Consider the following 12,961-nt stretch of genomic DNA (forward strand, 5'->3'; position numbering starts at 1 on the left):
CCGAAATCGGGAAGCGTCCGAAACTCGCTTCGCTCAGACAGCGGACGCTTCTTTATCCGATTTCGGCACCAGCGACGTGGCGTCATCAACGGGGACCCACTACAACAGCCACTGCCAAGGCAACGGCAACGGCCACTTCAAAGGCAACGGCCACTTCAAAGGCAACGGCAACAGCAACTGTCGCTACGCGGAGCGGCAACGGCAACAGCAACTGTCGCTACGCGGAGCGGCAACGGCAACAGCAACTGTCGCTACGCGGAGCGGCAACTACAACAGCAACTGTCGCTACGCGGAGCGGCAACTACAACGGCAACTGTCGCTACGCGGAGCGGCAACTACAACGGCAACTGTCGCTACGCGTAACGGCAACAGCAACGGTCGCTGCGCGGAGCTAACTGCAACGGCAACGGTCGCTGCGCGGGCAACCGCATCTGCCGCTGCGCGGCCCCGCCCACATCGCCCAAAACCTTGCCGCTATAATACGAACCCGCATCCCCAACCCCCATCCACCCGCATGAAGCTAGCCACCCTCAAAGACGGCAGCCGCGACGGCCAACTCGCCGTCGTCTCGCGCGACCTCAAGACCGCCGCCATCGCCGACGCCATCGCCCCGACGCTGCAACGCGTCCTCGACGACTGGCAATTCATGGCCCCCCAGCTGAACGAACTGTACGACCAGCTCAACGCCGGCCGCGCCCCCCGCAGCATCGACTTCGACCCCCGCAACTGCATGGCGCCGCTGCCCCGCGCCTACCAGTGGGCCGACGGCTCCTCCTACGTCAACCACGTCGAACTGGTCCGCCGCTCGCGCAATGCCGCGATGCCGGAATCGTTCTGGCGCGAGCCGCTGATGTACCAGGGCGGCTCGGATGACTTCATCGGTCCGACCGACGACATCGTCGTGATGTCCGAAGAGTGGGGGATCGACTTCGAGGGCGAGGTCGCGGTGATCACCGACGATGTTCCGATGGGGTCGACGCCGGAGCAGGCTGCCGGCCATATCCGGCTGCTGATGCTGGTCAATGACGTCTCGCTGCGCAACCTGATCCCGGATGAGCTGGCCAAGGGCTTCGGCTTCCTGCAGGCCAAGCCGGCCACCAGTTTCTCGCCGGTCGCGGTGACGCCGGACGAGCTTGGCGCGGCCTGGCGGGAGGGCAGGGTGCATCTGCCGCTGCGCGCGGCCTGGAACAATACGCAGGTCGGCCAGCCGGATGCGGGCGTGGACATGGTGTTCAGCTTCCCGCAGCTCATCGCGCACCTGGTCAAGACCCGCAATGCCCGCGCCGGCAGCATCGTCGGTTCCGGCACCGTGTCGAACAAGGATGCGCGCCGGGGCTATACCTGCATCGCCGAAAAACGGGCGCTGGAGATGCTGGAAGGCGGCGCGCCGGCGACGGCCTTCATGCGCTTCGGCGACGCGATCCGCATCGAGATGCTCGATGCCAATGGCAAGTCGATCTTTGGCGCGATCGACCAGAAAGTGGCGGAGGGCGAATTGCCCGCCAGCCGCTGACCCCACGTACGCAAACAACCCACAACGAACAACCAACAAGACAGGGAATCTCATGCAATCCAAATTCTTCCGCTGGTTCGCCGGCATGTCCTGCATCTCGGTCGCCGCGGTCGCGCCGTCCGCGTTCGCGCAGATCAAGGTCGGCGTCACCATTTCGACGACCGGGCCGGCCGCGGCCATCGGTGCGCCGACCCGCAATGCGATGCTGCTGTGGCCGAAGGAAGTGGCGGGGCAGAAGGTCGAGTACATCATCCTCGACGATGCGTCCGACACCACCAACGCGGTGCGCAACCTGCGCAAGCTGACCGCGGAGGAAAAGGTCGACATCATCGTCGGGCCGAACACCACGCCGAATGCGCTGGCGATGCTGGACCCGCTGGCCGAGTCGCAGACGCCGATGGTGGCGCTGGCGGCGTCTTCGTCCATCGTCGAGCCGCAGGACGCGCGCCGGGCGTGGGCTTTCAAGATGCCGCAGAACGACACGCACATGACCACCATCCTGACCCAGCACATGGCCGACAACGGCATCAGGACCGTTGCGTTCATCGGTTTCGCCGATGCCTACGGCGAAGGCTGGTGGCGCGAATTTTCTAAGCTGGCCGAGCTGCGGAAGCTGAAGATCGTCGCCAACGAGCGCTTCGCCCGCACCGACACCAGCGTCACCGGCCAGGTGCTCAAGATCATGGCGGCGAAGCCGGACGCGGTGCTGGTCGCCGGCTCGGCCACGCCGGCGGTGCTGCCGCAGAAAACCCTGGTCGAGCGCGGCTACCAGGGCCGGATCTACCAGACCCACGGCATCGGCACGCTGGAATTCCTGAAGGTCGGCGGCAAGGATGTCGAAGGCACGTTCTTCCCGACCGGGCCGGCCGTCGTCGCCAAGCAGCTGCCGGCGAACAATCCGGTCCGGAAAGTCGCGCTGGACTTCACGCAGCGCTATGAAGCGGCATACGGCGAAGGCACCGTCACCCAGTTCGCGGCCGATGCGTGGGGCGCGTGGATGCTGATCGCCAATGCGGTGCCGCAGGCGCTGAAGACCGCCAAGCCGGGAACCGTGGAATTCCGGACCGCGCTGCGCGCCGCGCTGGAAAACACCCGCGAGCTGACCGTGCCGCAGGGCGTCATCAACATGAATGCGCGCGACCATGTCGGCCTGGACCAGCGCTCGCGGGTCATGGGGCGGATACAGGGCAACCGCTTTACCTACGCCTACGGCGGCTGAGCCTGCCCCGGGCGGCGCCGGCCTGCATTTGACCGGCATCGTTATTTGCACTTGTTTTTCGGACAACCTCCTGGACGGATTCTAGAATCTAGTGTTTCAGAAAAGCCGCTTCAGGAGGCTGTTATGGCAACCGAACAAATTGGCGATTATGAAATCGAATACTCCGGGGTGCATGTCCCGGAGTCCGACGGCTGGGCCGCCTGGGTGGAGATCTTCGGCCCGTCGCCCAACCCGATGCACCGCCAGCCGGTCTTCCCTTCGCAGCATGTGGCGGTCGAGACCAGCTTCGGCACCGAGCAGGAAGCGGAGCAGGCGGCGCGGCAGATCGCGGTCGACATGGTGGAGCAGCGCCATCGGAAATCGACGGCCTGACTTCGTTGCAATTTTTAACATATTTCCCATGAACTCTTGCGCACTGCAGCAATCCGACCCTACTTGCGCAAGGGGAGAACGAAATGACCATGTGTTCAGCATGCAACGCGCTGCAGCACGGCGGCCGTGAACATGCAGGCTTGATGAGCAAGGGTCGTCGGGGCCTGCAGACGACTGCGCGCGTCCGGATGAGCGGCGGCGAATACTTCGTTTGCCGGCTGTGCGGCGCGGAATGGTGTCGCGACAACGGCATGCATCCTGTGCCCAGGAAGAAGTCCGGCTGGGCGAAGATGTCCTTGCGGTGAGGCCGGGGGCTGCAGCGGGCGGCGATGCGCGGGCCGCATGTCGCCGCGGCCCCGCGCTTGACCCAGGCCCGGCCGGAGGCGGTGTTAACGTTAACGCACCGCGGCAGCCCGCAGAGGGCGGATTGGCGGCCGCTACCGGATGCGCGACTTTTCCAGCGCCATCGCCCGCCGCCGCAGCGCATGCATCGACAGCGCCCCGGCCAGCGCGGCGCAGCCGTCGATCAGCACGTCGCTGAGCCGCGCTTCCCGGAACGGCAGGAAATACTGGTGGAATTCGTCGCCGGCGCCGGCCAGCACGGTCAGCGCCACCGCGGCCGCGATGCCGGGCCGGCGCAGGGACAGCCAGGCCAGGCAGCACCATCCCGAATAGAACACCAGGTGATAGACCTTGCTGAAATCGGCGCGGCCCGGCAAATGGTCGACCGTGGACTGGTGCCCGCCCATCCAGAGCAGGAGCAGGTACAGCGTGAGCGCGGCGGCGATATAGAAGGAACGCGGGATGCGCGTGAGCAGTGAATAGAGGGGCATGACGGGACCGGGGCGGCGGGACAAGTGCGGATTTTGCGGCCAGTTGCCCGGAATGCGCAAGGTGCGCGCCGCCGCATCGACTTACACTTTTCCTGTTTCCAGCGGCCGGCGGCCGGCGCTATCCCTGCAACGACACCTACGAGGCACGCATATTGTCTTCCCCAGTACATCCCTTGCCCAATTCCGGCGGCCCGGGCGGCCGCATTGTCAGCCGCGTTCTGCTGACCAACGACGACGGCATCGACGCGCCCGGCCTGGCGGTGCTGGAACAGGTGGCAGCCAGCCTCGCAGATGAAGTGTGGGTGGTCGCGCCAGAGCATGACCAGAGCGGCACCTCGCACTCGATCAGCCTGCACCAGCCGCTGCGCTACAGCCGCCACGGCGAACGCCGCTTCGGCATTTCCGGCACGCCGGGCGACTGCGTGGTGATGGCGGTGCGGCACCTGATGCGCGACGGGCTGCCCGACCTGATCCTGTCCGGCGTGAACCGGGGCGCGAACCTGGGCGTGGAAACGGTGTTTTCCGGGACGGTCGGCGCGGCCATGACCGGCATGCTGTTCGGCATTCCGTCGATCGCGCTGAGCCAGACCTTCTCGGACGCGGCGGCGGTGCGCTGGGATACGGCGCGCCAGCTGGCGCCCGACATCATCCGCAGGCTGCTTGCGGCCGGCTGGGACGCCCATGCCTGCCTGAACGTGAATTTCCCCAACGTGGCGCCGGCCGAAGCCGGGCCGCTGATGCTGACCCGGCAGGGCGCGGGCCTGGTCAAGAGCATCAATGTCGTGCCGCGCACCGATCCGCGCGGGCTGACCTACCACTGGCTGCAGTTTTACCGCGAAGCCGTGGAAAACGCTCCGGACACCGAAACCGCGGTGGTGCAGGCAGGCGGCGTGGCCGTGACGCCGCTGCGCTTCGAGCGCACCAACGAGGATGCGCTGGCGCACCTGAGGGACAGCCTGGCCCGGCAGTGATTTCCGGCGGCGCGGGTGCGTCGACACCGACCGGCTTCGCAGCGGGCCGCCGACCGGGACCCGCGCCCGCCCGTTAGGCCCGCCGGACCCGGCGGCGCACGGCCGGCGAGTCGCCTGCCGCATCCACCATCAGCGTCTTCATGACCTCGGGCAGCACCTGCGTGCGCCATGATTCCCCGGAAAACACGTCCCGGTGCCCGGCGCCGTCGACCGCGACATGGCGCTTGCAGGCGTCGTCGATGCCGCTGCAGAGCGCATGGGCGGCCGCCGTCTGGCCCGCGCCGCAGATCTCGTCCTCGGCGCCTTCGACGGTCAGCAGCGCAATGCCGCGGACGGCTTCCGGCCGCACCGGGCGGCCGCGGTGCCGGAGCTTGCCGCGCGCCAACGCGCACTGCTGGAACACGTCGCGCAGGTTGTCGAGGTAAAACTCGGCGGCCAGGTCCAGCACCGGCTGCTGCGGCGGCATCGCGCTGCCCATTTCCATCATGGCCTGCAGGTAGCGCGACGGGTCGAACATGCTGGACGACAGCGCCGCCAGCCGCCGGCGGTATTCCATGCCGGCGGCGCTGATGAGCTGCATCGCGCCGCCGTAGACGCGGCGTCCGGCGCCGGCCGCGCCGGCTGGCACCGTGCTGATCAGGTGCTGTTCGAACCAGGACAGCGACGCGCCGGTCGCATAGTCGTTGACCGGGCTGGGGCTGACGGCGGCGTCGACCGGCCCGGCCATCATGACCAGGCTGACCGGCTGCGCCGGGTGCTGGTCCTCGGCCAGCAGCGACAGCGCCGCCAGGGTCGGCACGCAGGACTGGCAGATTGCCATCAGGTGCGCGCCGGGTCCGACATGGACGATGAAGCGCAGCAGGTAATCGATATAGTCGTCCAGCCCGAAACCGCCCTCGGACAGCGGCACGTCCCGCGCATCGCGCCAGTCGGTCACGTAGACATCGAATTCCGGCAGCAGGCCGGCCACGGTTTCACGCAGCTGCGCCGACCCGTGTCCGGCCATCGGCGCGACCAGCAGCACCCGGTTCCGGCGATGTCCGGGCATGCCGAAGCGCAGCAGCCGGCCGAACGGCGCGTCCAGCGCCACTTCCTCGCGGACCGCGCCGGACTGGCCGAGCTGCATGCCATCGAGTCCGAATGTTTCGCGGGGCAGCCGCATCCGGTCGCCCAGGGTGGCCTCGAGCGTCAGCGCAAGTTCGCGCATGCCGGGCGGGTGGGTCGTCCAGCCTGGCATCGTGGAAAGATCGGGACCGGTCATCTGAAGCTCCTGCAGGTGATACGCCACCATGCCGGGAACGGCGCGGGCGGGCGGCGCGGAAGAAATGGCGGACAGCGCCGCAATCTGGCTGGCAGCCCGTTGAATCCAGTTTGGCATGGCGAACGTACAAGAGTTGCACCACCCCCTCGATTTTTAACGACATCACGGAGAAACCATGAAACTTCTGACCACCGCAGCCGCCGCAGGCGCCCTGGCAATGACCCTGGCCGCTTGTTCGACCCCAGGAACGATGAGCGCAATGAAAACCCCGGACGCGCCTGCCGCCGTCACGGTGCCGGCCGGCCACAAGGCGGTGATGATGACGACCGGCATGGGCGACCTGACCTACGAATGCCGCGCCAAGGCTGGCGCTGCCGACGCATGGGAATGGGTATTCACCGGCCCCAACGCGATGCTGTACGACATGAACAAGAAGATGGTGGGCAAATATTACGGCGGCCCGACCTGGGAATCGGCCGATGGCAGCAAGGTCGGCGGCAAGCAGCTCGCAGTGGCGCCTTCGCCCAATGCCGGCGCGATCCCGCTGCAGCTGGTGCAGGCCAGTCCCGCGATGGGCAATGGCGCGATGACGGGCGTGAGCTATATCCAGCGCCTCAACACCGTGGGCGGCGTCGCGCCGAGCGACGCTTGCGGAGCGACCTCGGCCGGCACGAAAAAGACGGTCAAGTACCAGGCGGACTACGTGTTCTACAAGCCGGCCTGACCTCGTTGGCGCCGCGCCGGCTTTCATGCCGGCAACCTGAGCCGGCTTCGGGCCGGCTTAGTGCTATTTGATGGCTTTGTGCTATTTAATGGAAGGTGTCGGGATTGAGCAGCAGCGGCGTGCCGCCGACGCGCGCATGGACCATGCGGCGCGCCACGCCGGTGATCGCCGGCTCCATTGCGCGGAAAGCGGCTTCGGGCGTGCCGTCGAAGCCCTTGCGGTCGGCCAGCTTTTGCAGCGCTTCGTTCGAGATGAAGCAGTCGCGCTTGATGTAGTCGACTTGCACGGTGAAGGTGATGCCGGTGCTGCTGACGGTTGCCGGGAGGGGGCTGGTAGCCATAGTGGGGTTCCTGAAAAGGGGGTAGGCTCGAAAGCGAGGTGCGATATTGCGCCTATAACCGGGCCGGCGCAAATGAAATCGCCGGAACCGGGCAGGTCGATACGCACAAGCCGCCGCCGTTCGGCGCCGGTCGCGGCGACGGCAAGCCTTATACTCCGGGCAAACGCAGTTATTGCCGCTGCGCCGCATGCTCCATTTTCCGGGCGCTCCATGATCGAACCGATACTCCTCGCCGCCATCCGCATTTTTACCTTTCAGCAGGACCGCTGGCTGACCAACGCCAGCGGTTTCCTGTTCGAGCGCGACGGCAGGCTGTTCCTCGTCACGAGCCGGCACGTGGTCTTCGACGAGCCCAGCGGTCACTTTCCGGACCGGCTGCAGATCGAGCTACACACCGATGCGCAGAACCTCGCCGAATCCACCGGCTATTCGATTCCGCTGTACCGCGACGGCCGCAGCATCTGGCGCCAGGGAATGGACGCCGCCGGCGCGATCGACGTGGCGGTGGTGGAAATCGTCCGGGCGGCGCTGCCGCGCGGCGTCGTCTACCGCGCATTCACGCCGGCCCACCTGCTGGGCCGTTTCGACGAGGTGGAAGTCGGCTGCAACCTGCTGGTCGTCGGCTTTCCGCTCGGCTTCCACGATACGCTGCACCATCTGCCGGTTGCGCGCCACGCGATCATCGCTTCCGCCTTCGGCTTGCGTTTCCAGGGAGAAGGCTATTTCCTGACCGATGCCCGCACGCATCGCGGCACCAGCGGCGCGCCGGTGGTGCTGCGCCTGCAGAATCCGGAAGCCGGGCTTGCCGACCTGCCGTGGCGGCTGCTGGGCGTGCACTCGGCCCGGCTCGATGTCGGCACGCGCGACCTGGGGCTGGACGAGGCGCTGGGGCTCAATTGCGCGTGGTATGCCGATATATTAATGACACTCACGGCCCCAATGTGATGCGACCCGGGCAGCCATGAGGCTGACGCGGGTCGCAGGGGATTTAGGCATGATGCCTAAAATCAGAAGTCGATCTGTATCGACGTCACGAATATACGCCTTGCCGCGACTAAACTGGCGGAGCGATGTTTTGATCGCACGCAAACAAATTTCCTGGCATATCTGAGGAAGTTCGACATTGCCGCGGTTTGCGCCTCCGGGGTTTTCGATACACTTCCCTGAATGACAACAACAACCGGGCGCCGGACCATGAAACGACCTTATACCGCCGTATTGCTGGCCGCAACGCTGCTGACCGTACTGGCCGGCTGCGCGCTGTTCCCGCCGACCCGCGACAAGCTGGACGTGCTGGACCTGGGCGGCCGCTGCAGCGTCCATCCGGACACCTTGCTGGTGTTCCTGCCGGGGCGCTACGACCGGCCGAAGGACCTGGTCGACAAGGGATTCGTGCAGGCGGTGCGGGAGCGGGGCGTGGATGCCGACATCCTGATCCCGGACCTGCATTTCGGCTATTACATCAAGCGCACCGCGGTCGACCGGCTGCACGAGGATGTCATCCGTCCGGCGCGCGAGAAAGGCTACCGCCGGATCTGGCTGGTCGGCATCTCGGTGGGCGGCCTGGGCGCGCTGCTGTATCCGCAGATGCAGCCCGGCATGGTCGACGAACTGGTGCTGATCGCGCCCTATCTCGGCGAAAGCCGCATCCACCAGGAAATCGTCCGCGCCGGCGGGCTGAAGGCATGGGAGCCGGGCCAGTGGACCGCGGAAGACTATGAACGCACGCTATGGGACTGGCTGCGCCGCCATGGCGGCAGGCCCGATCCGGTCATCAGCCTGGGTTATGGCCGCAGCGACAGCTTCGCAATGAGCAACCGGCTGCTGGCGGCGGTGCTGCCGGACAATCGCATCACCAGCGTTCCCGGCGGCCACGAGTGGGCGCCGTGGCTGCAAATATGGGAAACCGTGCTGGACCGCCGGCCGCTGCGCGCCTGCATCCGCAACGCTGCCCAATAGGCCGGCGCAGCCGTTTACCGGCCTTTCCCGGTGGACCGGCACGCGGCCGTCCCGGCTGCGCGATGCGGCCGGCAGCAGTCGCTTTATTTCCATATAGCATGAAGAGTAGTTGCGCCGGCGTTTGCCCATGGGTTATCGTAGCGCCCGTGCGGCCAGGCATTTTCATGGTTCAGCGGGACTTGCTATTGTTTTTTTGCAATGACTGCCGGTCATGCCGCCGTCGATCCGCCTGCATGACCGGCGGCCTTCCAAGTCCTTGTAGAAACGATCATGCAGAACCCTCGTGCTGGCGATAAAAATATCGTTCATGCGCCCCACGCGCCGCTGACCGACTACTATCCGACCGAAAGCGCGCGCCGCGGCTGGGTCGCCGACATGTTCAACAGCACCGCGCCCGACTACAACCGCATTGAAAAAATCCTCGGCTTCGGCAGCGGCCCCTGGTACCGGCGCCAGGCATTGCTGCGCGCCGGGCTGCGGCCGGGCATGAAGGCGCTCGATGTCGGCGTCGGCACCGGGCTGGTCGCGCAGCAGGCAGCCGCCATCGTCGGCGACCCGCGCAACGTCACCGGCGTCGATCCCAGCCCCGGCATGCTGGAAAACGCGGTGGTGCCGGCCGGCGTGACGCTGGTCGCCGGCCGCGCCGAGGAACTGCCGTTTCCGGACAACAGCGTCGACTTCCTCAGCATGGGCTACGCGCTGCGGCATATCAGCGACCTGTCGGTGGCCTTCGCAGAATTCCATCGCGTGCTCAAGCCGGGCGGACGCCTGTGCATCCTTGAAATAACCTGTCCTGAAAACCGGCTGCAGAAGGCGCTGCTCAAGGGCTATGCGCGGCACGTGGTGCCGATGCTGGCCAGGCTGGCATCGCGCAGCGGCAACACTTCGGTGCTGTGGCGTTACTACTGGGACACCATCGAGGCCTGCGCCGCACCGGAAGACGTGCTGCGCACCTTGCAGGGCGCCGGCTTCGCGGGCGCCGGCCGCCACCTGGAACTCGGCATGTTTTCCGAGTACCAGGCAACGAAGGGGCAGGGTTGAGCCATCCGTCGGCGGCGCTGCCGCCGGTCCATCATCGTGACAAGGGCATTGCGCCCGCTTCCTGAAACAGACAAATGACTTTTGAAAATTCAAGCGCCCAGCAGGGCGACCTCCAGCGCGAAGTGGCGGAACTGATCGTCCAGGCGCTCAACCTCGACGTCGCGCCGGAAGACATCAAGGCCGACGAGCCGCTGTACGGCGACGGCCTCGGGCTGGACTCGATCGACGTGCTGGAAATCGCGCTGGTCGTCTCCAAGCGCTACGGCCTGCAGCTGCGCGCCGACAATGACGACAACCACCGCATCTTCAGTTCGCTGGCCAGCCTGACCGACTACATCGCCCAGCACAAGGCGGCCTGATGTCCCGCGCCGCCGGCTATGCGCGCGTCGCAGCCTTCGGCGGCGCCGGCCTGGCCTACGCGATCCTCGCCCATCGCACCAACACGGCCGACACCGGCCGCGCCGGCGCGCTGCTGGCGCTGACGCCGATGATGGTGGCCGCGCTGGTGCTCGGTTGGCGCTCGCGCCGCCGCGTTGCGGCAATGACGCTGGCCGTCGCCGCCTGCGTCGTCGTGCTGGCCTGCCTGCCGCTGCTGCAGCGTCACACCAGCCTGATCTACTGGATCGAGCATGCGTTCACGCAGCTGCTGCTGTGCATCGCCTTCGCCCGCTCGCTCGGGCCGGGCCGCGAGGCCATGTGCACGCTTTTCGCGCGGATGGTGCATGGCGCGCTGGCGCCCGGCATGGAGCGCTACACCCGGCAGGTGACGCTGGCCTGGAGCATTTTTTTCGGCGCGATGTCGCTGGCGTCGACCGTGCTTTTCTTCGCCGCGCCGGTCGGCGTCTGGTCGACCTTCGCCAATTTCCTTACCGCGCCGCTGATTGCGCTGATGTTCGTCGCCGAGTACGCGGTGCGCCGCCGCGCGCTGCCGGAAGTCGAGCATGCCGGCATCGTCGCCGGCGTGCAGGCATTCTGGAAAACGCCGCGCTGACCGGCCGCGCAGGCACGAACGACCTTATCGACAGAACATGGCTACCTTTCCCCTGATCACCCACGAGCGCGCCGGCCAGCCGATAGCCTGGCGCGACGGCAGCCCGGTGAGCGCCGGCCGCTTCCTGGCCGACGTCGCGCAGGTGCGCGCCTGCCTGCCCGCAGGGCGGCACATGCTCAACACCTGCACCGACCGTTATCGTTTCATGGTCGGGCTGGCGGCGGCGATGAGCGCGGGCAAGACCAGCCTGCTGCCGTCGACGCAGACCGCCGAGACCGTGCGCCAGATGCTGCAGTTCGCGCCCGACGCATTCTGCCTCTGTGACGCCGACACCGCCATCGCGATGCCGGTATGCCGCTTTCCGGTGCTGGCGACGCCCGGGACGTCCGCCGCCGGCCAGGACGATGCCGCCGGCTTCAACGTGCCGGCGATCGACGCCGACCTGTGCGTCGCCTATGTCTTCACGTCCGGCTCCACCGGCGTGCCGCAGCCGCATCCTAAGCGCTGGGGTTCGCTGGTGCGCAACGTGCAGGCCGAGGCGCGGCTGTGCGGCATGCTCGACGGCCGCAGCCATGCGGTGATCGGCACGGTGCCGCCGCAGCACATGTATGGCTTCGAGTCGACCGTGCTGATCGTGATGCAGAGCGCCAATGCGCTGGTCGCCGGACCGACCTTCTACTCGACCGACATCTGCGAGGCGCTGCGCGCCACGCCGCGTCCGCGCACGCTGGTCACCACGCCGGTCCACCTGCGCTCGGTGCTCGGCGCCGGCCTCGCGCTGCCGCAGGCCGACCTGCTGGTGTCGGCGACCGCGCCGCTGTCGGCTGCGCTGGCGGTGGAAGCCGAAGCCGGCTTCGGCGCGCCGCTGCTGGAAATCTACGGCAGCACCGAGACCGGCCAGATCGCGATGCGGCAGTCCGCACGCACGCAGGAATGGCAGCTGTTTCCGGGCCTGGCGTTCGAGCAGGTCAATGGCGTGTCATCGGTGTCGGGCGGCCATGTCGAGACGCCGACGCCGATGAGCGACGTGATCGAGCCGCGCGAAGGCGGACGCTTCCTGCTGCATGGCCGGATGGCCGACCTGATCAACATCGCCGGCAAGCGCAACTCGCTGGCCTACCTGAACCTGCAGCTCAATGCGGTGCCCGGCGTGCTCGACGGCGTGTTCGCGATGCCGGAGGAGGCCGACGCCTGCGGCGTGACGCGGCTTGCGGCCTTCGTCGTGGCGCCCGGCCTTGCGCCGGCCGGACTGCTGGCCGCGCTGCGCGAGCGCATCGACCCGGTGTTCCTGCCGCGGCCGCTGGTGTTCGTCGACGCGCTGCCGCGCAATGCGACGGGCAAGCTGCCGAAGGAAGCGCTTGCGCGGCTGGCGCAGGCCAGTGCGGCGCGGCCGCGCGCCGGCGGGGAGGGCGCATGAGCATGCCCATGCTCATACCCATGGTGACGATCGCGCCCGACCATCCGGCGCTGGCCGGGCATTTTCCCGGCATGCCGGTGGTGCCCGGCGTGGTGCTGCTGGACGAAGCGCTGCATGCGATCGGCGCCGCGCTCGGCGTCGACCTGTCCGCCTGCGGCATCGCCTCGGTCAAGTTCCTGAGCCCGGTGCTGCCGGGACAGCCGGTCGCCGTTTCGCATCACAGCGCGGACGGGCGCACGATCCGATTCACACTGACGCACGGCGAGCGCAAGGTCGCTTCCGGCGTCCTCCATCGCCAGGCGGAAGGAACGGCCCGGTGA

General features: G+C 67.2%; 15 protein-coding genes. 12 read left to right on the plus strand and 3 right to left on the minus strand.

The window, feature by feature from the left end; genetic code table 11:
- Positions 1-514: 514 nt before the first annotated feature.
- The 3 genes from QOL82_RS21270 (at position 515) to QOL82_RS21280 (ending at position 3,104) form a co-directional block, all read left to right on the plus strand.
- On the plus strand, positions 515-1,513 hold the full coding sequence (locus QOL82_RS21270; RefSeq protein ID WP_283444320.1) for a fumarylacetoacetate hydrolase family protein: 999 nt from the start codon (positions 515-517) through the stop codon (positions 1,511-1,513).
- An 85-nt stretch (positions 1,514-1,598) separates the two neighbouring features.
- Positions 1,599-2,732 carry an ABC transporter substrate-binding protein gene (locus QOL82_RS21275; protein WP_283444433.1) on the plus strand — a complete coding sequence of 378 codons (1,134 nt, stop codon included), beginning with the start codon at positions 1,599-1,601 and terminating at the stop codon, positions 2,730-2,732.
- Positions 2,733-2,855: 123 nt separating this feature from the next.
- Positions 2,856-3,104, plus strand: a complete 249-nt coding sequence (locus QOL82_RS21280) for a hypothetical protein (RefSeq protein ID WP_283444321.1) — start codon at positions 2,856-2,858, stop codon at positions 3,102-3,104.
- A 437-nt stretch (positions 3,105-3,541) separates the two neighbouring features.
- Here the strand turns inward: QOL82_RS21280 and QOL82_RS21285 are convergent, their stop codons facing one another.
- On the minus strand, positions 3,542-3,937 hold the full coding sequence (locus QOL82_RS21285) for a VanZ family protein (RefSeq protein ID WP_283444322.1): 396 nt from the start codon (positions 3,935-3,937) through the stop codon (positions 3,542-3,544).
- Between the two features lie 152 nt (positions 3,938-4,089).
- Here QOL82_RS21285 and surE point away from each other — a divergent pair, with 152 nt between their 5' ends.
- Complete coding sequence (gene surE, locus QOL82_RS21290; protein WP_283444323.1) at positions 4,090-4,908, plus strand: 5'/3'-nucleotidase SurE; 819 nt, start codon at positions 4,090-4,092, stop codon at positions 4,906-4,908.
- A 73-nt stretch (positions 4,909-4,981) separates the two neighbouring features.
- Here surE and phaZ read toward each other — a convergent pair whose 3' ends face one another.
- Entirely contained in the window at positions 4,982-6,286 is a 1,305-nt protein-coding gene (phaZ, locus tag QOL82_RS21295; RefSeq protein WP_283444324.1) for a polyhydroxyalkanoate depolymerase, read from the minus strand.
- A 58-nt stretch (positions 6,287-6,344) separates the two neighbouring features.
- On the opposite strand from phaZ, the gene QOL82_RS21300 reads away from it, so the two are divergent.
- The gene (locus QOL82_RS21300; protein WP_283444325.1) at positions 6,345-6,893 is read left to right on the plus strand and encodes a DUF3455 domain-containing protein; all 549 of its coding nucleotides are present in this window, start codon (positions 6,345-6,347) and stop codon (positions 6,891-6,893) included.
- Between the two features lie 85 nt (positions 6,894-6,978).
- Here the strand turns inward: QOL82_RS21300 and QOL82_RS21305 are convergent, their stop codons facing one another.
- Positions 6,979-7,233 (minus strand): DUF1488 family protein, encoded by a 255-nt coding sequence (locus tag QOL82_RS21305; RefSeq protein WP_283444326.1) that lies wholly within the window; start codon positions 7,231-7,233, stop codon positions 6,979-6,981.
- 210 nt (positions 7,234-7,443) lie between these two features.
- On the opposite strand from QOL82_RS21305, the gene QOL82_RS21310 reads away from it, so the two are divergent.
- The 7 genes from QOL82_RS21310 to QOL82_RS21340 all read left to right on the plus strand — a co-directional run bounded on the left by QOL82_RS21310 (position 7,444) and on the right by QOL82_RS21340 (position 12,961).
- Positions 7,444-8,178 carry a S1 family peptidase gene (locus QOL82_RS21310; protein ID WP_283444327.1) on the plus strand — a complete coding sequence of 245 codons (735 nt, stop codon included), beginning with the start codon at positions 7,444-7,446 and terminating at the stop codon, positions 8,176-8,178.
- 249 nt (positions 8,179-8,427) lie between these two features.
- Positions 8,428-9,192 carry an alpha/beta fold hydrolase gene (locus tag QOL82_RS21315; RefSeq protein ID WP_283444328.1) on the plus strand — a complete coding sequence of 255 codons (765 nt, stop codon included), beginning with the start codon at positions 8,428-8,430 and terminating at the stop codon, positions 9,190-9,192.
- A 270-nt stretch (positions 9,193-9,462) separates the two neighbouring features.
- Positions 9,463-10,233: a class I SAM-dependent methyltransferase gene (locus QOL82_RS21320; protein ID WP_283444329.1), complete on the plus strand. Its 771-nt coding sequence runs from the start codon at positions 9,463-9,465 to the stop codon at positions 10,231-10,233.
- A gap of 74 nt (positions 10,234-10,307) precedes the next feature.
- On the plus strand, positions 10,308-10,592 hold the full coding sequence (locus QOL82_RS21325; RefSeq protein ID WP_283444330.1) for a phosphopantetheine-binding protein: 285 nt from the start codon (positions 10,308-10,310) through the stop codon (positions 10,590-10,592).
- Positions 10,592-11,224 carry a COG4648 family protein gene (locus QOL82_RS21330; protein WP_283444331.1) on the plus strand — a complete coding sequence of 211 codons (633 nt, stop codon included), beginning with the start codon at positions 10,592-10,594 and terminating at the stop codon, positions 11,222-11,224. The genes QOL82_RS21325 and QOL82_RS21330 overlap by 1 nt, the downstream gene beginning before the upstream one ends.
- Positions 11,225-11,261: 37 nt before the next feature.
- Positions 11,262-12,641, plus strand: coding sequence for an AMP-binding protein (locus tag QOL82_RS21335; RefSeq protein WP_283444332.1), 1,380 nt, complete (start codon positions 11,262-11,264; stop codon positions 12,639-12,641).
- A complete protein-coding gene (locus QOL82_RS21340; RefSeq protein ID WP_283444333.1) occupies positions 12,638-12,961 on the plus strand; it encodes an ApeI family dehydratase in 324 nt (107 codons plus the stop codon). The genes QOL82_RS21335 and QOL82_RS21340 overlap by 4 nt, the downstream gene beginning before the upstream one ends.

Origin of the sequence: Noviherbaspirillum suwonense (assembly GCF_900182955.1) — a bacterium.
Lineage (GTDB): Bacteria > Pseudomonadota > Gammaproteobacteria > Burkholderiales > Burkholderiaceae_D > Noviherbaspirillum_A > Noviherbaspirillum_A suwonense.